This is a genomic window from Saltatorellus ferox, assembly GCA_007751475.1.
Taxonomy (GTDB): Bacteria; Planctomycetota; UBA1135; order UBA1135.
The window spans coordinates 2918476-2940452 of sequence record CP036434.1 but is presented as its reverse complement, the minus strand read 5'-3'; the positions used below and the strand labels follow the sequence as shown (position 1 = coordinate 2940452).

The following is a 21977-nucleotide window of genomic DNA, read 5'->3' as shown; positions in this document are numbered from 1 at the left end:
GGCGCCCAGCCCAACGCGCCGAGCTCCCCCGCCACCTTCCACCCGATCGCCATGAAATCCAACGCTGCTCTCCAAGATGCCCAACAGCTCGACCTCTTCGGCGAAAGGGCGAACGCGCGGTCGGCCGAGACCCACCGGAGCCAGCCAGCGAAGCTGAGCGCTCCAGCGTCCCACGAAATCGAACTCCGTCCGGGCCGGCGCGTCCGGAGGGTGCGGCAAGTCAGCAGCTCGCTCCTCACGTTCAAGGGGTTTGAGGCGGAGCGCTCGCTGATGGTCACTCCGCCCGAACCAGCGCAGCTGGCGGGCGGCGCCGCTTCTTCTCTCGTCAGCCTCAAGCATGGCGCCAGGACCCAGCGTTCTGCGCCGAAGCATGCCTGCCCGAAGCGAGTCAGGCGGATCGCCAAGGCGGCCGCTCCGCGTGCGCTCCCGGTCATGAGCCAGGAAATCGACCTCCAAGCGCCGGCTCTCCGCCCGCTGTCGTCCGCCGCCCTCTCCTATGTATTCGTGGCGGTCACCCTGGCCTGCACTTTCCTCGTGTGAACGAACTGCCCCAGATCCACGGGATGGGCCGCGTGCGAACGGCCCATCTACGTCCGAGCGGTCCATGCTGCCCTCCCCTCCGATGGCTTCCCGTCCGATGGGCCGCTCACCCTGCCCCGAACTCCGCTTCTCCTCCTCGGCGGATCGTGGCGCTTCCCCTGGGGGCCGTTTGCGTTGTGCGCGCAAACGGCTCCCACCTGACGTTAATCGCCGCTTCGTGACTGCCCCAGCGATGGGACCTGTCCACGAAGCTTCACTTCACCCCCACCTGATTCAGGTATGACCTCTGCCCTTCCGCTGACCAGACGCCAGCGAGACATCCTCGACTTCCTCCGTGATTACGTCGAAGAGCACGGGATCAGCCCGACGCTCGAAGAGATCGCGGCTCACTTCGATGTCAACAAGGTGACCGTGTTCGGGCACGTCGCCGAGATGGAGCGCAAGGGCGTGATCCGGCGTCGCGCCCGCGGGATCAGCCGCGGACTGGAGATCGTCGATCAAGACGAAGACTCGGGCCCGCCGACTCCGCGACTGTCGATCCTCGGCAAGATCGCGGCGGGTTCACCGATCGAGACGATCGAGGAGCCTGAGGAGATCGACTTCGCGGATTTCCTGCCGGACGATCGCGACATCTACGCGCTGGAGGTCTCCGGGACCTCGATGATCGAGGATGCGATCGCCGATGGCGACATCGTGCTGATCGAGCGAAAGTCGACGGCCCGCGACGGCGAGACCGTGGTCGCGGTACTCCCTGACGGTGAGGCAACGCTCAAGCGCTTCTACCGCGAGAAAGGGCGGATCCGCCTGCAGCCCGCGAACTCCTCGATGGAGCCGATCTACGTGAAGGACGTGGAGATCCGAGGCGTGGTGATCGGGGTCGTGCGGCGGTACTGATCCCGGCCGGCGAGGGTGGATACACCGGAGGGGCGAGTCCGTACACTGCTCGCCCTCACCTGCCCAAGTCCGTCTCCCCCTTCGTTCCACCGACCTTGTCGACGCCCAATCCGCCCGAAACAGCGCCTGCCCTGGGACCGGATCCCCCGAAGATGAGCCCTGCGATCAAGTTCATCGTGGAGATGGGACCTGTTCTCGTGTTCTTCGTGACGTACTTCGTCGGAAAACGCTTCTACGGGGAGCACCAAGGCCTGATCTATGCGACCGGCGTCTTCGTCGTCGTCACCCTGATCGCGCTCGCGACGTCGTACTTCATCGAGCGCAAGGTGCCGATGGTCACCCTGGTGACGGCGATCCTGGTGACGGGCCTGGGGGCGCTGACGATCTACCTCGACGACGAGACCTTCATCAAGCGCAAGCCGACCTACGTCAGCGGGTTCCTCGGGGCGGTCCTCCTCGGCGGTCTCGCCATGGGAAAGCCGCTCGTGAAGCTCCTCATGCAGGGGGCCATTCAGATGCGGGATGAGGGATGGAGGAAGCTCACGCTCCGGTGGGGTATCTTTCTTCTGGCCCTCGCAGGCATGAACGAGGTGGTCTGGCGGAACTACTCCACGGACACCTGGCTCAGCTACAAGACGTTCGGCATCCTGCCCTTGACCATTCTGTTCCTCGTGCTCCAGGGCCCACTGATCACGAAGTACGCGATCGAGCCCGAGGAAGACGCCTCACGCCCCTGATTTCGAGCCATGAACGACCAGAACGAAGGACTCTCCACCGAATTATCCGACGGGAAGGGAATGACCCACGTCATTGCCCAGGGCGGGTTCCAGACGGTGGAGGGCCATCGCAAGCGCCTCGCCTCGAAAGGAGTCACAGCCGCCGTCATCTGCCCCCCGGGCGTCGACACGAACGGCTGAGGCGCGCAACTTTGGCTCGCGGTCGCGAAGCCTGATGTTGAAAAAGCCTCTGGTGTGCTAAAGGAGGCGGCCCGCGAAGAGCTTGCCAGGCTCGACCCGGACGGAGCTGCGCTCAAGGCCGCTGACCATGTCATCGACCTCGACGCGGACGAGTCCGCGTGCCCTGCTTGCGGCAGTGCGATCCCCCAGGGGAACATGCGCTGTCCCGATTGCGGGCTACGCTTCGCCTGACCCACCCCGCCTGCCAACACCATCGCGATGAATGAGCCCCCCCTCGAGAACATGAGATCGCGGGGCCCTCAGTACGGTGGAGCAGGACCGCGTGGAGATGGGTTCGCTCCCGTTCCATTCGGGCATGAAGAGGTCCTGCGCGGCCGCTCGCGAAAGAGCGTCGGGGAGGGTGCGCTCGTTCTCCAGGCCATGGGAATCGAACACGCCGTGGAGGTCGGCTCGAATGGAGCCAGGATCCTCGTCTCGGCGCTCGACGGAGATCGCGCGCGCGCGGAACTCCACGACTACGACGTGGACAACGACGCCTGGCCGCCGCCGAGGCCTGCGGTCCCGACGGTGCACGCGGGCTCCGTTCAGGGAGCGATCGCCTTCGTCATCCTTGTGGGCCTCCTCTACCCGATCGGGCAGCGGGGTGGATTCGGCCACGACTGGTGGTCGGTCGGTCGCATGCACGCGGGCGGCGTCGTCGATGGCGAGATCTGGAGGACGCTGACGGCGCTCACTCTCCACGTCGACCTGCAGCACCTCGTCAGCAACGTCATCTTCGGATCGATGTTCGGAGTGCTGGCGGCCCAGGCTCTCGGCACCGGAACCGCGTGGCTCGGAACGGTTCTCGCAGGAGCGTTGGGCAACTGGGTCGAGTCCTATCTGGTGAGACCGGAACACCTGGCCGTGGGTGCGTCGACCGCGATCTTCGGAACGCTCGGACTGCTCACGGCGGCTGAGTGGTCGCGGCGCGGGCAGTCGCGCGCACCATGGGTGCGAAGAGTCGCCCCGCTCTTCGGCGGCGCAGTCCTCTTTGGCTGGCTCGGCGTGGGCGACGGAACCGGTCGGGTCGACGTCATGGCCCACGCCACGGGGTTCGTGTGTGGCGCCGCTCTGGGTGCCATCGTGGGCCTGATCCGGCTGCCGGAACGAACGGGCCGTGCAGCCCAATGGTCCATGGGTACGGCGGCTGTGATCCTGATCGTCGGTGCCTGGGCCTTCGCGCTGACGCGATGAGTATCACCCGAGAACGCTGACGCGTTCGGACGATGTCCAGACGCTCTGGATTCAGCTCCCCACGCGCATGAACTCGCCGCCCGATATCCTCGCCAGAGCGCTCAACGCACCGTCGTCGGACGGGCCGAGATGCACCGTGTGGAAGACAACGGGATAGAGAGGCAGCGCGCGCTTCAACACGGGCTCCACCCAGCGGGCGCCCTCCGCCGTGGCTCCGTCACAGAGGACCACGATGGTGTCGGCGAGCGAGCCCCCATCGGATCCTTCTTCGAGCGGCACCGGAAGACCATCTGGCCCCAGACCCAGAGCGAGCTCTATCGCGGGCCGCAGGTGCGTGCTGCCACCGGGAGAGCGGTCCAGAAGGGACTTCCGAGCTCGCTCCAGATTCTCGGGTGTGGCTTCCACGAGGCCCAGCGAGGAACGAAGGGGCACATCGTCGAAAAGGATGACGTTGAACTCCGTCCCTGGCTCGGAGCCCTGCAGAAACCTGAGCATCTGATCGATCGCCTGTTCGTACCTGGTCCTGTCCGTCGTGCCCCACGTGTTGTCCATGCTGCCCGAGTGGTCGATGATGAACGTCACGCGATCCGTCGTGGGTTTGAGACCGAAGAACCCCGCGCTGGACCTGGGCTCCGCCCTGCGAGCGGAGCGCTCCTCCTCGAACTCGGCCGTTCCTGGCATGGGGCGCTTGCCCTGTCGGACCTCGACCCACCAGTCGATCCAGGGACCGGGCTGGGGTCCATGCTTCAGATCGCTGATTCCACGGAGCGCACGAACCAGGTCGCCGCGGATTCTCACCATGCTCGTGAACGGGCGCTTCGACAGGTGCCGCTGGTTCCAGACGTTGAGACCGTCGAGAAGCATGGGAACCCGGTTCGAGACGTCGAGACCGGCCGAGAGTCGCAAACCGATGGCCGCGTTGCGCCAATCAGGAGAGATGAGGAGCTGCGCGATGCGCGACCGTAGCGCTTCCTGAGCGCGCACTCCGAGCGGGACGTCCGAAGAGTCGATCCTCTCCAGGATCACGTTCATCGGCTGTGGACCGTGACGGTAGTCGGAGGACCGGCCGAGTAACTTCACGAGGAAGAGATCGACGACCTCGTCCGGTTCGAAATCGGTCGCCCAGCGGGCCAGGTGGCCGAGTGCTGCTTCTCGCAGCGGATCGGCGTCGCGGCGCGCGATCGCAAGGAGGGGTCCCCGTAGCTTCTCCACTTTCTGCCCGGCCAGGAGCTCCAGCATGAGGCGACGCTCCCGAGTCGTCGGTCGCCAGTCCGAGCCCGGGCGCCGAGATTCGTTCTGTGAGGAATCCCAGGCAACGATTTCCATGAGCCCCCAGTCGACGACCGATTCGTCCTTGGCCAGCGCCCTCTCGAGGAGCGCCTCGGAACGAGCACTGACGGCCTGGAGGCCCTCGCTCTCCATGCCTTCTTCCATGAGCGCAGCCGCGCGAAGCGCAAACTCTCGCCCACGCAGCACCGTCTGTCGGGTGGCCTCGCTCCGGGAGGGATCACAGACGACCTCCAGGCTCTCCATGAATCGGTCCACGCCTGGAGTCGTCAGCCCATTCCAGCCCGCAGGCACGCGGCCCCAGAGATCGATCGAGGATTCGATCGATCCCAGTCGATGCTCGAGCCCCTGGGAAACGGACACCGCGAAAATTGTTCGCGCCTGAAGGGCCGGAGCCGACATGAACCCGCCAATGAGGATCCAGGAGAGCGTCAGGCACCTTCCCAACCAGCCGGCAGCCGGACGTCGAGACTCTGACGGCCGACTGGTACCGCGGCGCGTCAGGCCTGAACCTGTCTCCCTTGTAGACAGGGGTGTCAGCTGCGGCGCAAGAACGGCCTTCCCTGCTCCAGATCGGGAGGTTGTTCTGCCGACGATTCGGGAGGAAGCACTCGTGTTCTCCGCCGATCGCCCCCCCTCCCAGTCCAGACATTCCATCATGCTTACTCTAGGCCACACCAGCCCGAAGGCTACGCTTCGACGCGCCGGCTTTTCACTGGTCGAGCTCGTCATCACGATGACGATCATGGCGATCTTGGTCGGTGTGGTTTCCCTCAGAGCGACCGGCGTGACGGACAAGGCGAGGTCGACCAAGATCATCGCAACGATCGAGAACCTGATGTCGCCAGTGATGCTCTATCACCAGGACACGGGGCAGCTCCCGATCGAATACAGCGGCTGGCAGGGATCCACCTACCACCGGCTCTCCACCGATCCAGGCGTGACGGGCTGGAACGGACCCTACATTTCCGACCCCATTCGCCGATCCTGGAACCCGACGGGTGGATCCGTCCACGTCTTCAACTACGTCGTCCCGGGTTACACGAACAACAACGGGATCGACCTGGACGGTGACGGAACGGCCGACGTGACCGGAACCAACGGCTCCATCATGACCTTCTGGGACGTCGAGGAAGACGTGGCAGAAAGGGTGGATCGCGCCTTCGACAATGGAGTCGCCGGTGGCTGGATGGACGCGGGAAGAGTCGAGTACCAGGCAGCCGAACGGCGCCTGACCTGCCTCCTCTTTCAGCCCTGAAATAGGCCCTGAAATAGGCCCTGAAATAGGCCCTGAAGAAGGCCCTGAAGAAGGCCCTGAAGAAGGCCCTGAGGTCGACTCTGTGGTCATTCCCGAGAGCCAGAGCAAGAATGGCTCTCAGACTCGAACGTGGCGGAAGTGGAGCAGCTCGGTCCCGCGGGTGTAGGCGACGCCCGGAAGATTGGTCGCGTAGGGATCTTCCTTGGCACCCAGCCCAGGGAACCGGAACTCACCGACCACCCCATCCTCGAACTCGATCTTGAAGTAGTAGATCGTGTCACCGTTCCAGCCGCGGATACGGGTGTCACTACGGCGATCGACGATCAGCCCCGGGCGCTTCATCAACGGGCGCGCCACGGCTTCCGCCTGCATCGCCTTACCGGTCGCACCGAGGAATAACCCGTAGCCCGCCATGACCGCGGCGATCACCGTCGCAAAGACCCCGCCGCCGTCGAATCCCCGACCGAGGGGCGGCAGAACGATCAAAACCATGAAGGCTGCGGCCAGAAGAATGAGTGGCAGCATCCACCAGACTCTTCGTGCCCCCTGGTGCCAGTCCTGACTCTCCGGCGGATCCCAGGCCTCGGCCTCGGCAAACGTCGCGTGCTCGCGCACTCGGCCGATCCGACTCGCGTTGATACTCTCGAGCTTTTTGCGGTCTGCGGCTGTCTCCAGCGGGCTGGCACAGTAAGGGCACAGCGAAACCGGAATGTCCGGGAGCTTGGAGCCGCACTGGGGGCACTCCGTGCGCCTCTGCGGAGAAGAAGCAGCCGTGGAGGCGTCGGTAGTCGTGGCGTCAGGCGTCATGGGGACGGGGTTGATGGGCGGTTTGCGGAGGGCTGCGGCCACAAAAGATACCTCACCAGCGCGGGCAGGGCGGGAGAAGGAGGTCCTATTTCCGCAGGACCGTCCCGGGCCATGCCTCCGGAGACAGCCATTCCTCCAGAGACAAAAGAACACGCCCCGGCAGGAAAATGTCCGACCAGGGCGTGTTTGGAAGAACCCGGCAATAACCTACTTTCGCGCATAAGCACTATCATCGGCGGAGCCTGCTTGACGACCGTGTTCGGAATGGGAACGGGTATGGCCAGGAACCTATAGTCACCGGGAGTTTTGTACCAGGCTGGCCAGAGCTCACGCTCCGGGCCAGCCCGGTGATAGAAAGGTGAATCGATTGAACATGGCTTGTTGCACTTTCTTAGTTGCAACTTCCTCTCACACCGCCTGTTCACGAACCACAAGGGCTCAGGGGACAGACGACAAGAGAGAAAGTAGTTAAGCCGTTGGTCCGATTAGTACAGGTAAGCTAAACGCATTGCTGCGCGTACACCGCCTGCCTATCAACCTGGTAGTCTTCCAGGGGACTCATTGGGATGACTCGTCTTGGAGAAGGCTTCGCGCTTAGATGCATTCAGCGCTTATCCGTTCCGAACGTAGCTACCCAGCTGTACCACTAGCGTGATAACTGGAGCACCAGCGGTTCGTCCTCCCCAATCCTCTCGTACTAGGGGAAAACCTCCTCAATCATCCTACACCCGCACTAGATAGGGACCGACCTGTCTCACGACGGTCTAAACCCAGCTCACGTACCGCTTTAATTGGCGAACAGCCAAACCCTTGGGACCGCCTTCAGCCCCAGGATGCGATGAGCCGACATCGAGGTGCCAAACCTCCCCGTCGATATGAACTCTTGGGGGAGATCAGCCTGTTATCCCCGGAGTACCTTTTATCTGATGAGCGACGGCCCTTCCACTCGGAATCCGCCGGATCACTAGGACCTACTTTCGTATCTGCTCGAGCTATATCTCTCGCAGTCAGGCACACTTATACCCTTGCGCTCTACGCGTGATTGCTAACCACGCTGAGTGTACCATCGCGCTCCTCCGTTACCTTTTCGGAGGAGACCGCCCCAGCCAAACTACCCACCTGAAACTGTTCGCGCAGCCGATTCAGACATGCGCGTTAGAGACCTAATACATAGAGAGTGGTATTTCACTGATGGCTCCACAAAGCCCGAAAGCTCCGCTTCGACGCCTCCCACCTATGCTACACACTATGCATCAAGCACCAATATCAGGCTGCAGTAAAGGTTCACGGGGTCTTTCCGTCTTAATGCGGGAACGTGGCATCTTCACCACGACTACAATTTCGCCGAGTCTGCTGTTGAGACAGTGCCCAACTCATTACGCCTTTCGTGCGGGTCGGAACTTACCCGACAAGGAACTTCGCTACCTTAGGACCGTCATAGTTACGGCCGCCATTCACCGGGGCTTCAATTCGCAGCTTCGCTTGCGCTAACCGCTCCTCTTAACCTTCCGGCATTGGGCAGGCGTCAGTCTGTATACTTCCTCGTTAGGAGTTAGCACAGACCTGTGTTTTTAGTAAACAGTTGGTTGGGCCAATTCTCTGCGGCCGCCAAATGCTTCGATCGCGAGGACCTACACACTCAACGGCACCCCTTCTCCCGAAGTTACGGGGTCATTTTGCCGAGTTCCTTAACAGCAGTTATCTCGAGCGCCTTAGGATTCTCACCCCACCTACCTGTGTCAGTTTTGGTACGGTTACTAACAAGACTCCCTAGAGGTTTTTCTCGGCGGTTGATCAGGCAACTTCGCGCATACGCACTCGGCATCAACTCCGGGCTTACGTGTGCGGATTTTCCTACACACCACCCTCGGCCTTACACAGGGACATCTGTCACCCTGATTGCTATCACTCCCGCGTCACCCCATTGGTCAAACGCCTGTCAGCAGTACGGGAATATTAACCCGTTACCCATCGACTACGCCTTTCGGCCTCGCCTTAGGGACCGACTAACCCTGGGCGGATTTACCGTGCCCAGGAAACCTTAGGTTTTCGGCGAGCAGGATTCTCACCTGCTTTATCGCTACTCATTCCGGCATAATCACTTCTAAACCGTCCAGGACTCGTTACCGTATCCCTTCACCCAGTTAGAACGCTCCCCTACCCCTGCACAGAATCAACGATTCTGCACAAGCCGCAGCTTCGGTTGTGCACTTGAGCCCCGTTCATTTTCGGCCCAAAGCCTCTCGACCAGTGAGCTGTTACGCACTCTTTAAATGATGGCTGCTTCTAAGCCAACATCCTGGCTGTCTTAGAGACTTCAGTTCCTTTTCTGCACTTAGCACACATTAGGGACCTTAGCTGGCGGTCTGGGCTGTTTCCCTCTCGACCACGGACCTTATCGCCCGTAGTCTGACTGCCAGGATACCACACATGGTATTCGGAGTTTGGCTGGGTAGGGTACCCCGAGGGGCCCCTATCCCAATCAGTGTCTCTACCCCCATGTGCTATTACCTGACGCTAGCCCGAAAGCTATTTCGGGGAGAACCAGCTATCTGCAAGTTTGATTAGCCTTTCACTCCTATCCACAGGTCATCGGAACAGTTTTCAACCTATACCCGTTCGGGCCTCCACGGACTGTTACATCCGCTTCACCCTGCCCATGGATAGATCACTTGCTTTCGGGTCTACGCCGCATGACTTAATTCGCGCTATTCACACTCGGTTTCCCTTCGGCTTCGAGCCTGAGACTCTTAACCTTGCCATACAGCGTAACTCGCCGGATCATTATGCAAAAGGCACGCCGTTAGCCGTTACTCCGAAGAGTCATAGGCCTTCGACAGCTTGTAGGTATATGGTTTCAGGTACTATTTCACTCCCCTAACAGGGGTACTTTTCACCTTTCGCTCGCGCTACTATTACGCTATCGGTCGTCCAGTAGTACTTAGCCTTACGGGGTGGTCCCCGCGAATTCACACCAGGTTTCTCGTGTCTGGCGCTACTCGGGATTACATCAGGAGGATCAAAGCTTTCGGTTACAGGACTGTCACCTTCTACGGTTGGCCTTCCCATGCCATTTACCTAGCTTATCTCTTTGTAACTCCTTGACCCTGTCACAGTTGGATCAGATGGTCCCACGACACCGGTGAAGCAACGCCTGTGAGCTTGACACTACACCGGTTTAGGCTGGTCCCCGTTCGCTCGCCGCTACTGAGGGAGTCGAGTTTTCTTTACTTTCCTGCGGGTACTTAGATGTTTCAGTTCTCCGCGTTCCCATCGAACAATGTCGATAATGGAGGTTTCTCCATTTGGTTTCCCAATGTCGGTCATCTCCGGATCAAAGCCTGGTTAGCGGCTCCCCGAAGCTTTTCGCAGCTATCCCACGACCTTCTTCGGCTCTGGACGCCAAGGCATCCACCATACACCCTTTGTAGCTTAACTACGCTTCTTTGAAATTGTGTTCGCCACGTTCTCTCGATTCACCTTGTTTTAAAAGAGCTGCACGGTCACCCGGTGACATCCCGTAGGACGTCGGTGAGTACCGCACGCTGTACGTTTTCTATTCAGTGTGACTCTGTCCCACTCACCCACTCGAGCGGCCTGACCTTTCGGATGGCCGCGAGTGCGGTGTAAGTGGTGGAGGCTAACGGACTTGAACCGTTGACCCTCTGCTTGCAAAGCAGATGCTCTACCAACTGAGCTAAGCCCCCATCGGATGCCCGGTCTTTCAACCGGAAGTCGTCGGGCTTGGAAGCCAGCGGATAGAGTGGTGGGCCTGAGAGGATTCGAACCTCTGACCTCTCGCTTATCAGGCGAACGCTCTAACCAACTGAGCTACAGGCCCGAGGTTCCGTCATGCTCCAAGACAGACACCGCTAGCCAGAGCCACCCGAAGGCGGATCGGCGCGGCGCCTGTCCAGGCGCACACTGAATAAAGTAGAGTGACTCTCGTCCTTGAATGCGGCGTCCTATGCTCGCTCATGGAATTTCGGCATCAGCTATCGACGAATCTCTAGCTGCTACGATCACTCCATGAGTCTAACGCATCCGTTAGAAAGGAGGTGATCCAGCCGCAGGTTCCCCTACGGCTACCTTGTTACGACTTAGTCCCAGTCACGGATCTCGCTTTCGGCGCCGTCCCCCTTGCGGTTAGACAAAACGACTTCGAGCGCTACCCGCTCCCGTGGCTTGACGGGCGGTGTGTACAAGGATCAGGAACATATTCACCGCGTCATGGCTGATACGCGATTACTAGCAATTCCGGCTTCATGCAGGCGAATTGCAGCCTGCAATCCGAACTGGGGCCCGCTTTGATGGGATTGCCTACACCTCGCGGCTTCGGAACCCTTTGTACGGACCATTGTAGCACGTTTGTAGCCCAGGCCATAAGGGCCATGATGACTTGACGTCGTCCCCACCTTCCTCCGTTTTGACAACGGCAGTCTCGCTAGAGTCCCCGGCATAACCCGCTGGCAACTAACAATAAGGGTTTCGCTCGTTACGGGACTTAACCCAACACCTCACGGCACGAGCTGACGACAGCCATGCAACACCTGCACATGTTCCACCTCCGAAGAGGCGTCACTTCCCTTTCAGGAAGCTAATCCATGCATGTCAAGGCCTGGTAAGGTTCTTCGCGTTGCTTCGAATTAAACAACATGCTCCACTGCTTGTGTGATCCCCCGTCAATTCCTTTGAGTTTTACCCTTGCGAGCGTACTCCCCAGGCGGGGTACTTAACACATTAGCTGCGGCAATGAAACACATAGGTTGTCCCATTGCCTAGTACCCATCGTTTACGGCTAGGACTACCGGGGTATCTAATCCCGTTCGCTACCCTAGCTTTCGCACCTCAGCGTCAGAAATGGACCAGTGAGCCGCTTTCGCCACCGGTGTTCCTCCAGATATCTATACATTTCACCGTTCCACCTGGAGTTCCACTCACCCCTTCCATCCTCGAGCTCGCCAGTATCAGATGCAGTTCCACGGTTGGGCCGTGGGCTTTCACACCTGACTGAGCGAGCCGCCTACGTGCTCTTTATGCCCAGTGAATCCGAACAACGCTTGCACCCTCCGTATTACCGCGGCTGCTGGCACGGAGTTAGCCGGTGCTTCCTCTCGCTTTGGTCAGACTGGCAGCTATTCACTACCAGCGGTTCCTATAGCGTGACAGCAGTTTACAACCCTAAGGCCTTCATCCTGCACGCGGTGTCGCTCCATCAGACTTTCGTCCATTGTGGAAGATTCTCGACTGCAGCCTCCCGTAGGAGTCTGGGCAGTGTCTCAGTCCCAGTGTGACGGATCATCCTCTCAGACCCGCTACCCGTCATCGCCTTGGTAGGCCGTTACCCCACCAACAAGCTGATAGGCCGCAACCCGCTCCCTTAGCAACAGCCGAAGCCGCCGTTTACCGTCCAGCAGATGCCTGCCGGCGGACCATTTGGCATTACCCACCGTTTCCAGAGGTTATTCCAATCTAAGGGGTACGTTGGTTACGTGTTACTCACCCTTTCGCCGCTTTACTCGTCCGAAGACTTTCGCGCACGACTTGCATGCCTAATCCACACCGCTAGCGTTCGTTCTGAGCCAGGATCAAACCCTTCAGTTGAGTTGATTTGGCTTTTGTTTTTTGTTGAGTCCGCGCTGACCCGCCAACCCTTTCCCCCGCCCCGACACGATGGTCACAGCAGGAGAGGTATTGACCGATACGAAGCGCAGACACGCTCGCACTCAAATTCAAGAGTCACTCTGTTTTCAAAGAACTGGTCGACACCTGTGTCCGTACGCAGCTCGCTGCGCGGGGGACACAAACACGAAATTATCCTGTGAGGGACAACTCCTCCCGAGCAGCGATCCAGTGGTGCTGAACGGAACTGCGCGGTACCGAGAGAGCTAAACGAGTTCAGCTCGCTCACGGCCGGTCTCCCTCTGGGGGACCTCAGCATGACTGCTGGGGTCTCCGGTGGGCGCCGTGCTGCGCGCGGTGCGGTGTGCGAAGCAGCGCTGGGCGCGTCTTCGTGGGGGGAATCATAGGGATGGCGCTCCCCCCGTCAACCCGCCTGAATCGTTTTCCGCCCCATTTTGATGCCCGTGAGCGTAAAGGCTCCATTAGCAGAAGGTTAGGTGCCCGCTGAAACTCAGCCCGGTCGTGAGTTTCCCCGTTCGGGGTCGCATTTGGCGTCCCTGGAGCACCGAAGAAGACCCCAGAAGCCCGATTCTCTTCCTCCCAGACCACCCAGCGTTCCCCTCCCCCACTCCTCGATGTCCCGAATCCTGATCGCCGGCGGCGGCATACTCGGCCTGACAGCCGCCTGGGAGGCCCTGCAACGCGATTCCGGGACCTCGGTGGTCGTTCTGGAGAAGGAATCCAGCGTGGCCACGCACCAGACGGGGCGCAACTCGGGTGTCATCCACAGCGGTCTCTACTACCAGCCTGGCTCCATGAAGGCAGAGACCTGCCGCTCCGGGAAGGGACTGCTGGAGGCTTTCTGCCAGGACCACCGCGTCGCCATGGACCGCTGCGGCAAGGTGGTCGTCGCCACGGACGAGTCCGAGCTACCCCGACTCGCCACTCTCGAGCAGCGCGCGACCGCTAACGGCGTCGAATCACGGCGAATCGACCTCGAGGAACTCCGCTCGCTCGAACCCCACGTGGCGGGTATCGCCGCCCTCCACGTCCCGGAAACAGGCATCGTCGACTACCTCGGTGTCTGCAAGACCCTCCAGCGGCTGATCGAAGCCACCGGCCGCGGTACCGTCCGCACCGGCGTCGAGGTCTCGGCCTTCGAGCCCATGCCCGATGGGAAGAGCGTGAAAGCTCACCTCGCAGACGGCTCGAATCTGGAAGGCACCCACGCCGTGAATTGCGCGGGCCTCCACTGCGACCGCCTCGCCCGTCGCTCCGGCGCCTCCCCCACCGCCCGCATCGTCCCGTTCCGCGGTGAGTACTTCCGCCTCGTTCCGGACGCCGAACACCTGGTTCGGAACCTCATCTACCCGGTCCCCGCCCCCCGCTTCCCCTTCCTGGGCGTGCATTTCACGCGCATGGTCCACGGAGGCATCGAGTGCGGCCCCAACGCCGTCTTCGCTCTCGCGCGCGAAGGCTATACCTGGGGCGACATCTCCGCCCGCGACCTCGCCAGCGCCTTTTCATGGCCCGGTACCTGGCGCCTCTTCGCGCGTCACTGGAAGACCGGACTCGGCGAGACCCGCCGCTCCCTCTCCCGCGCCGCCTTCGTGAAAGCCCTCCAGCGGCTCGTGCCGGAGATCCGGCAGGAGCACCTGATCCGCATCCCGGCAGGCGTCCGCGCCCAAGCGCTGACGCGAGACGGCGCTCTACTCGATGACTTCGCGCTCGAGTCCCAGGGCCCCATCCTCCACGTGCTCAACGCCCCCTCGCCAGCCGCCACCGCCTCCTTCGCGATCGCGCGCCATATCCTCGACCGGCTGAACGGGCGCCTACTTGCATAGCCCACGAAAAAGGCGCCGCGCGAACCCCTGGCTCGCGCGGCGCCTCCTCTGCACGGCAAGCAGAGCCCTGCGCTACTGCTGGATCACGACTTCCGCGCCGCGCGGGAGGATCTCGAACAGCTCATCCACCTGCTCGTTCCGCATCCGAACGCAGCCAAGACTGACGGCGCCACCCACGCTATCCGGGAACGTCGTCCCGTGGATGCCATAGCTCGTGTCGCTGCTCTGTCCGGGCCTGCGCAGCCCCATCCAGCGGCTGCCCAGCTCGTTGTCCGGATCGCCGTAGGGCAGCCCATTGGTCGTATGCGCCGGCTTCTCGATCTTGTGCCCGATCTCGTAGACGCCGATCGGCGTCTCGTTCCCCGGCTTGCCGATCCCGACGGCCCATAGCTTCACCACCTCGTCCCCGTGGCGATACAGGAGCACGCGCGCCTCCAGATCCACGATCACGTTCACACGATCCGTGGGGATGCGCATCACGTCCCCCGGATGCACGTAGCCCCGGACGCCGTTGACCTGGCTGATGAGGCCCGTGCAGATCACGATGTCGTTCCGTCGCTGGAGCACCCGCTTCCGCAGAACGGTCAGGCTGTCGCCGTTCTGGACCTTCTCCTCGATCGAAGGCCAGGAACCGTTCACGTTGAACCGGTGATTCGCCTGCGCGCGATCGAGCCCCTCGCCCCACTGGACCAGCGCTTTCTGGTTCGGCGCCCAGGGCGCATGGATCTCGGACTGAATCAGGTCGGACCACGCGACCGCCGACGCACCGTACTCGCGCTTGCGCAGAAGCTCTTCGGCCTCGTCGCCGAGGAGCATCATCCGCATCGCGTAGGCGAGCGGCTCGGGCCGCCCCGAGGAAGCCGCCCGCGGAACCGCGCGGCTGCCGGGCAGATCGAGGGCCGCGCTGAGCAGACTCTCCTGAGCCGTCGTGATCCCCTCCGCGCCGCGGATTCGATCGAGCCCCTCCTTGGCTTGATCCGGGTAGCCGCTGATCGCCTGCCAGAACGAGGCCACGAGCTGGCGCTTGGCGTCCGGAAGATCGGCGCCCTCGCCCTGCTTCAGGAAGGTCTCGAGGTCCCCCTCATCGCCAGCGATCCAGGAGTTGAGCAGGAACGTCGCCACGCGCTCAGGGTCTGGCCCTGCGCTGAACATCAGGCCAGCACGGCCATCATCGGCCTGTCGAAGCGGCTCTCCCTGGGAACCACCCGCGAAGCCCGTACGGCGATCCGGCGGGCTCGCAGCTACAGGATCGGCTTGATTCTCGGTAGCCCGCACGGGGTCCTGCGGGGCCACGACCTCCTGGGCGATGCTCCTGTCCTGTTCCGCCGCGTCGCGGACCGCAGGCTCCTCCGGAGGAGCGCTCCGCGAGTCCCCACGTGGCTCCCGTGCTTCCGCGCGGCCCGAGGGGTCGCGCCGCTGCTGCAGCACCATCCTCGAGTCCGTGCTATCGGAGGAGTCGGAGCGATCCTCTTCGACGCGCGAAGGGTCTGCGGCATGCACCGTGTCCTCCGGTGCGTCCGCGTTTCGGCTCAGGCCGAACCAGATCAAAATCGCCCCCAGGGCGAGAACAGCTAAACCCTTCACGGATCGTTTCCCCTCGGCCACCTCGGTGGCGAACGCAGTTGCGGTGAGCGCGCCGAACCCCTCGCTCGACGTGCCCCTGCGATCCTAGCGACCTGGGACGCCAGATCCCACTTGGCAGTTCACGCATCGTCGATCCGATCGAGAGGAAGGGAATTCGGGGGGCCCCAATGCTGCCGTGCTCGAGACGGCCCTGGAACCAACCAGCTCCAAGGTGGGCCAGGCCCGACGTGGGGTTGCCACGTCCGCAACCGGTAGTTGGCCCAATACGTGATTATTCGGCTCCGGGCGCGTAATGAGTCACCTGCGGCGCGAGGGTCACCCCCGAGGCGCCAACGTAGCACCTCGGAGCCGCCCCCACAACGCGCAGATCTCCCTCAAACTTTCTTCACTCGCAGCGTGATCTCTGCACCGTCGATGTCGAACGCGCTCGCGCCTACGGCCGATGCATCGACCGAAGCCGAAGGGTCCGGGCACGCGCCCTTCGCCAGCACTTCCCCCGCAATCAGTTCCCAGTGCGCGACGAGCGCGTCGGCGAGCGGCCCGTCACAGGACGCCGTGACCTCGATGCGATCGTCGAGTTCGAGCCCGGTCTCCTTCCGCAGGTTCTGGATGCGCGTGACGAGTTCGCGCGCAAGGCCTTCCACGATCAGCTCCTCGGTCAGCGTGACATCGAGCGCCACCGTCACGCCATCCAGGGTGTCCACCACCGTGCCCTCCTTCGAGGCCCGATCGACGAGCAGCGAGTCCGAGTCGTACACGAGCCCGTCGATCGACGCGCTCGGTATCGATCCACCCGCCACGACGCGCGCCAGATCGTCGCTGGCGAGCGCCAGGGCCTCGGCCTTGATCTTCCCGATCTCCTTGCCGAACTTCGGCCCGAGGAGCTTCAGGTTCGGCCGCGCCGAGTACGTCACGAACTCACCTTCGTCGGCCTGTACGTGGACCTCCTTGACGTTCAGCTCGTCCCGCACGATGTCGATCATGCGCTCCATGCCGGCCCGGCTGTCCGCGTCGGCGAGGACCACGGTCATCGACGGCAGCGGCTGCCGCGTCCGCACGTCGTGCTTCGCGCGCAAACCCCGCCCGAGCCCGACCGCCGTGCGCGCGAGCTGCATCCGCGCCTCCAGGCCCGCGTCGACGAACGCAGCGTTCGCGACCGGATAGTCCTCCAGGTGCACCGAATCCCTGGCCCCACCGGGCAGCGGCGCCGCCAGGTTCCCGTACATCTCCTCGGTGATGAAGGGCAGGAACGGCGCGAGCGCCTTCGAGACCTCCAGCAGCACGTGGTGCAGCGTCCGGTAGGCGTTGAGCTTGTCGCCGCCATCGTCCCCATCGTCCGCCCCGCGCCAGAAGCGCCGGCGGCTACGCCGGATGTACCAGTTGGTGAGGTCGTCGATGAACCCGAGCAGAGCCGGGATCACTCGGAAGAGCTCGTACGCCGCCATGCGCTCCTCGACCTCAGAAAGAAGCGTCTGGAGCCGCGACAGCACCCAGCCGTCGAGTTCGTTGACGCCCGGATCCGGCGCGACGCCGTCCGGCTCCCACCCGTCGACGTTGGCGTAGCGGGTCAGGAACGAGTACGCGTTCCAGAGCGGCAGCATCACGCTCCGCACGTGGTCCTGAACGCCCGCCTCGCTGAAGCGAAGCGGTTTCGCGTTCACCACCGGCGACGACGCCAGGTAGATCCGCAGCGCGTCCGCACCAAGCCTCTCCAGCACCCCGTTCGGGTCCGGGAAGTTCTGCTTGGACTTGGACATCTTCGCCCCGTCCTCCGCCAGCACCATGCCGTTGACGATCACGTTCTTGAACGCGGGCCGCCCGAAGAGCGCCGTCGACAGCACGGTCAGCGTGTAGAACCACCCGCGCGTCTGATCGAGCCCCTCGGCGATGAACTCGGCCGGCAGGTTCGCCTCGACGGACGCCTTGTTCTCGAACGGGTAGTGGTGCTCGGCGTAGGGCATCGAGCCCGACTCGAACCAGCAGTCGAAGACCTCGGGGATCCGCCGCATCGTGCCGCCGGGGGTGCTCTTCGAGGGGAACGTCAGCCCGTCGATCTTGTCCCGGTGCAGGTCCACGAGTTCGCTCTCCGCCATCCCACAGAGCTCGGCCAGCTCCTTGCGGCTGCCGACGCAGACCATCTCGTCGGGGTTCTCGTCGCAGCGCCAGATCGGCAGCGGCGTGCCCCAGAAGCGGTTCCGCGAGAGGTTCCAGTCCCGCGCCGCCGCGAGCCAGTTGCCGAAGCGCCCGGTCCCGACCGCCTGGGGCACCCAGTGGGTCTGTTCGTTGTTGGCGACGAGCTGGTCACGCAGCTCCTCGACCTTCATGAACCAGGTCGAGATCGCCATGTACAGGAGCGGCACGCCGGTCCGGTAGCAGTGCGGGTACGGGTGGACGAAGGTGTCCTGGTCGACGACGGAGCCCTGGTCCTTCAGCTTCGCCATGATCGCCTTGTCGGCGTCCTTCGCGAACTGGCCCTCGAAGTCGGGCACCGTGGCGTCGAAGTGCCCGGTGAGCGACAGCGGGTTCACGAGCGGCAGGTCGTTGTCCTTGCCGGTCTGGAAGTCGTCCTCGCCGAAGGCCGGCGCCTGGTGGACGATGCCGGTACCGGACGTCGTCTCGACGTACTCGGCCGCCACCACGTAGAACGCGGGTCGCTTGCCGTTCACCGGCTCCGCGTGTTCTTTGAAGTACGGAAGCAAGGGCCGATACGGCCGCCCGACGAGCGCCGACCCGGGCAGCCGCTCGAGTTCTTCGGTCTCCCCCACCCGGCCGCGCGCCTGGTAGTCCGCGAGCCGCGACGGTTCCAGGTACGCGACCTCGCCGGTCTCGACGACCCGCACCTTCACGTACTCGGTCCCCGGGTTGACGGCCAGAGCGAGGTTCGAAGGCAGCGTCCAGGGAGTCGTCGTCCAGGCCCAGAGGCTCGCCTCCTCGTCCTCCAGCGCGAATCGAACGGTCAGGCTCGGATCCTGCCGCCGCTTGTGCCCTTCCTTCTTGGTCACCGGGTCCCTTTCCTGGGGGCCGAGCGCGACCTCGAAGTTCGAAAGCGGCGTCCCGAGGGCCGGCGACACCGGCTGGACGCGGTAGCCCTCGTAGATCCGGCCGTCCTGCCAGAGCTTCGAGAAGACCCACCACACCGACTCCATGAAGTCGGCGTCCATGGTCTTGTAGCCGCGGTCGTGGTCGACCCAGCGCCCGAGTCGGCGAATGGTGCCCTTCCACTCCTCGGTGTACCTCAGCACGATCCCCCGACAGGCCTCGTTGAACTTCTCGATCCCGAGCTTGTCCACGTCTGCCTTCGAAACGAGCCCCAGGTCCTTCTGGGTCTCGTTCTCGACGGGCAGGCCGTGGCAGTCCCAGCCCCAGCGCCGCTCGACCCGCTTGCCCTTCATCGCCCAGTACCGCGGCACGATGTCTTTCAGCACGGAGGCCACGAAGTGCCCGTAGTGGGGCTTGCCGGTCGCAAACGGCGGCCCGTCGTAGAACACGTAGCTCTCCGACTCGGGTCGCTCGTCGATGCTTCGCTGGAACGCCCCGGTGGCGTCCCAGGACTGGAGCACTCGCTCTTCCAGGGCGGGGAAGTGGACCTCGGGCTGAACCGCTTTGAGTTTCATGGCGGGCGGAGGATAGCGAAAGCTCTGCCGAGACGTGAGCGGTCGACCTCCTACCTGGGCCCTTGCCTGGCCCCTGCCTGGCCCGAAGCCGTCCAACGCGTCCGCCAGGACGCCCAGGGCCCACCTCGGCGCCCGCAGGGCGCCGAGCGGCCCGCGCGAGGCTCGCCCTCGCGGCCCGTGCGGCGAGCACGCCCGCCCGGCGAGGGCGCCTGTCCGGCGAGGACGCCCGTCCGGCGAGGACGCCTGCGCGGCGAGCGCCACGCGATGCAATCGCTATTTCGCCGTCAGGCGAAATGCCAGAGATACTGCGCGCTGTCACAACGATCGGACGGCCCGGCATTTCGCTGCCACAACGCTCGCGCGGCCCGGCTCCACTTGCATTGGCAGCAGACCCGACCGCTGACCGCCGCCCCTGCAGGTCTCCCGCCACAGGTCTCCCGACACAGACTGCCTGCCGTTCGCGCGAAGCGCCGAACGCGTGGGCTGAGACTTCCCGCTGGCGGCTTGTGGGCTGCCCGCCGACCGAAGCCCCAGCAGCGCTCCCGATACAGGTCTCTCGGTACAGACTGCCTGCCGTTCGCGCGAAGCGTCGAACGCGTGGGCTGAGGTCTCCCGCTGAAGGCTTCGGTGCTGCCCGCTGGAGCGCTCGCCCGCCAGGGCGAGCTGGGCGGGTCTGAGGTCTGAGGTCTGAGGTCTGAGGTCTGAGGTCTGAGGTCTGAGGTCTGAGGTGTGAGGTGTGAGGTCTCAGGTCTCAGGTCTCAGGTCTGAGAGACAAGCCCGACATCTGCCCAGCTCGCCCATGCGGGCGAGCGCTCCAGCGGGCAGCGCCGAAGCCTTCAGCGGGAAGTCTCAGCCCACGCGTTCGACGCTTCGCGCGAACGGCAGGCAGTCTGTACCGGGAGACCTGCTGGGGCAGCCGTCAGCGGGCAGCCCACAAGCCGCCAGCGGGAAGTCTCAGCCCACGCGTTCGACGCTTCGCGCGAACGGCAGGCAGTCTGTACCGGGAGACCTGCTGGGGCAGCCGTCAGCGGGCAGCCCACAAGCCGCCAGCGGGAAGTCTCAGCCCACGCGTTCGACGCTTCGCGCGAACGGCAGGCAGTCTGTACCGGGAGACCTGCTGGGGCAGCCGTCAGCGGGCAGCCCACAAGCCGCCAGCGGGAAGTCTCAGCCCACGCGTTCGGCGCTTCGCGCGAACGGCAGGCAGTCGGTGTCGGGAAGTCAGCGGCGGGCAGGACTGCGACCAAGGCAAGTGGAGCCGGGCCGTCCTATCGCCGTGACAGCGCGCAGTATCTCTGGCATTTCGCCTGACGGCGAAATAGCGATTGCATCGCTTGGCGCTCGCCGCGCAGGCGTCCTCGCCGGACGGGCGCCCTCGCCGGGCGGGCGTGCTCGCCGCACGGGCCGCGCGGGCGAGCCGCGCGCGGGCCACTCAGCCCCTACGGGGCCGAGGTGGGCCCGGGCGTCCTGGCGGACGCATGGAGCCGAGCGGGCCAGGCTCAGGCAGACTAGCCCGCGTACCCCGGCACACCCATCCGCTTCATCAGCTCACGCCCCTCGACCTCATAGGTCTCACGGAGAACCTCCCTCGCCCGCCCGCGGACCGCGTTCTCACGGGCCGTCATCGCGTCGACGAGGTTGCGGACGTAAGGGCTTTCGATCTGCTCGGCACGCATCTCCTCGAGGACGGCGCCGCGGGCGGTGTTGCCCCGAAAGAGGCGGCGATGGGCCTGCCGGAGGGCTTCCTGGTCCTCCTTGGGGACGCCGCCGCGCTGGAGACCCACCATGTTGACACCGCGGACGCGGCCCTCATGGCCTTCCACGATCATGTAGGGCGGAACATCGAGGGCCTGGCGAGTCATGCCCGCGAGGAAAGAGAACTCCCCCACGCTCACGAAGTGCACGACGCCGCACATGCCGGAGAGGTTCGCGTTGCGACCGATCTTGACGTGGCCCGCGAGGCCGCTGCCGTTGGAGAGGACGATGTGGTCCTCCAGGTGGCAGTCGTGGGCCACGTGGCAGCAGGCCATGATCAGGTTGTCGGAACCGATCCGCGTGATGCCGCCGCCCTTGACCGTGCCCAGGTTGATGCTGACGAACTCCCGGATCGTGTTGCGGTCTCCGATCTCCAAGAGAGTGGGCTCGCCGCGGTAGGAGAGATCCTGGGGCGCGCCGCCGAGGCTCGCCTGGCCGACGATCACGTTCTCCTCCCCCAGCGTGGTATGACCGTCGACCACGGACAGAGGGCCGATGCGGGTTCCGTTCCCGATCTTGACGTGCGGTCCGATCACGGCCGACGGGCCGATGATCACATCCTCGCCGATCTCGGCGCCGTCGGCGACCTGCGCCGTGTGGTGAATCCTGGTAGCCATGCGAAGTC

At 63.6% G+C, this 21977-nt stretch carries 12 protein-coding genes, 2 tRNA genes and 3 rRNA genes; 7 read left to right on the top strand and 10 right to left on the bottom strand.

Features of this window, described 5'->3' with window-relative positions:
* Window positions 1-51 precede the first annotated feature (51 nt).
* The 5 genes from Poly30_RS10490 to Poly30_RS10475 all read left to right on the top strand — a co-directional run bounded on the left by Poly30_RS10490 (window position 52) and on the right by Poly30_RS10475 (window position 3584).
* Window positions 52-540, top strand: coding sequence for a hypothetical protein (locus Poly30_RS10490; protein ID WP_145196985.1), 489 nt, complete (start codon window positions 52-54; stop codon window positions 538-540).
* 279 nt (window positions 541-819) lie between these two features.
* Window positions 820-1434 carry a transcriptional repressor LexA gene (gene lexA, locus Poly30_RS10485; protein ID WP_145196983.1) on the top strand — a complete coding sequence of 205 codons (615 nt, stop codon included), beginning with the start codon at window positions 820-822 and terminating at the stop codon, window positions 1432-1434.
* Between the two features lie 152 nt (window positions 1435-1586).
* On the top strand, window positions 1587-2171 hold the full coding sequence (locus Poly30_RS10480) for a septation protein A (RefSeq protein ID WP_145196981.1): 585 nt from the start codon (window positions 1587-1589) through the stop codon (window positions 2169-2171).
* A gap of 9 nt (window positions 2172-2180) precedes the next feature.
* Window positions 2181-2351, top strand: coding sequence for a hypothetical protein (locus Poly30_RS28345; protein ID WP_419191225.1), 171 nt, complete (start codon window positions 2181-2183; stop codon window positions 2349-2351).
* Between the two features lie 420 nt (window positions 2352-2771).
* On the top strand, window positions 2772-3584 hold the full coding sequence (locus Poly30_RS10475) for a rhomboid family intramembrane serine protease (protein ID WP_419191224.1): 813 nt from the start codon (window positions 2772-2774) through the stop codon (window positions 3582-3584).
* A 51-nt stretch (window positions 3585-3635) separates the two neighbouring features.
* Here the strand turns inward: Poly30_RS10475 and Poly30_RS10470 are convergent, their stop codons facing one another.
* A complete protein-coding gene (locus Poly30_RS10470) occupies window positions 3636-5234 on the bottom strand; it encodes a vWA domain-containing protein (protein WP_419191223.1) in 1599 nt (532 codons plus the stop codon).
* Between the two features lie 295 nt (window positions 5235-5529).
* Here Poly30_RS10470 and Poly30_RS10465 point away from each other — a divergent pair, with 295 nt between their 5' ends.
* Complete coding sequence (locus Poly30_RS10465) at window positions 5530-6129, top strand: type II secretion system protein (protein ID WP_419191222.1); 600 nt, start codon at window positions 5530-5532, stop codon at window positions 6127-6129.
* 117 nt (window positions 6130-6246) lie between these two features.
* Here the strand turns inward: Poly30_RS10465 and Poly30_RS10460 are convergent, their stop codons facing one another.
* The 6 genes from Poly30_RS10460 to Poly30_RS10435 form a co-directional block, all read right to left on the bottom strand.
* Window positions 6247-6936 (bottom strand): hypothetical protein, encoded by a 690-nt coding sequence (locus Poly30_RS10460; RefSeq protein WP_145196975.1) that lies wholly within the window; start codon window positions 6934-6936, stop codon window positions 6247-6249.
* Window positions 6937-7130: 194 nt separating this feature from the next.
* A 5S ribosomal RNA gene (gene rrf, locus Poly30_RS10455) occupies window positions 7131-7238 on the bottom strand.
* Between the two features lie 162 nt (window positions 7239-7400).
* Window positions 7401-10374, bottom strand: a 23S ribosomal RNA gene (locus Poly30_RS10450).
* Between the two features lie 193 nt (window positions 10375-10567).
* Window positions 10568-10643, bottom strand: a tRNA-Ala gene (locus tag Poly30_RS10445).
* A 57-nt stretch (window positions 10644-10700) separates the two neighbouring features.
* A tRNA-Ile gene (locus tag Poly30_RS10440) sits at window positions 10701-10777 on the bottom strand.
* A 210-nt stretch (window positions 10778-10987) separates the two neighbouring features.
* Window positions 10988-12540 (bottom strand): 16S ribosomal RNA (locus Poly30_RS10435).
* The 16S, 23S and 5S rRNA genes sit together here with 2 tRNA genes alongside, the layout of an rRNA operon.
* 653 nt (window positions 12541-13193) lie before the next feature.
* On the opposite strand from Poly30_RS10435, the gene lhgO reads away from it, so the two are divergent.
* Window positions 13194-14402, top strand: a complete 1209-nt coding sequence (lhgO, locus tag Poly30_RS10430) for an L-2-hydroxyglutarate oxidase (RefSeq protein WP_145196973.1) — start codon at window positions 13194-13196, stop codon at window positions 14400-14402.
* 72 nt (window positions 14403-14474) lie between these two features.
* Here lhgO and Poly30_RS10425 read toward each other — a convergent pair whose 3' ends face one another.
* The 3 genes from Poly30_RS10425 to lpxA all read right to left on the bottom strand — a co-directional run bounded on the left by Poly30_RS10425 (window position 14475) and on the right by lpxA (window position 21969).
* Window positions 14475-15986, bottom strand: a complete 1512-nt coding sequence (locus Poly30_RS10425) for a L,D-transpeptidase (protein ID WP_145196971.1) — start codon at window positions 15984-15986, stop codon at window positions 14475-14477.
* 374 nt (window positions 15987-16360) lie between these two features.
* Window positions 16361-19600 (bottom strand): isoleucine--tRNA ligase, encoded by a 3240-nt coding sequence (gene ileS, locus Poly30_RS10420; RefSeq protein ID WP_145196969.1) that lies wholly within the window; start codon window positions 19598-19600, stop codon window positions 16361-16363.
* A 1505-nt stretch (window positions 19601-21105) separates the two neighbouring features.
* Window positions 21106-21969 carry an acyl-ACP--UDP-N-acetylglucosamine O-acyltransferase gene (gene lpxA / locus Poly30_RS10415; protein ID WP_145196967.1) on the bottom strand — a complete coding sequence of 288 codons (864 nt, stop codon included), beginning with the start codon at window positions 21967-21969 and terminating at the stop codon, window positions 21106-21108.
* Window positions 21970-21977 lie beyond the last annotated feature (8 nt).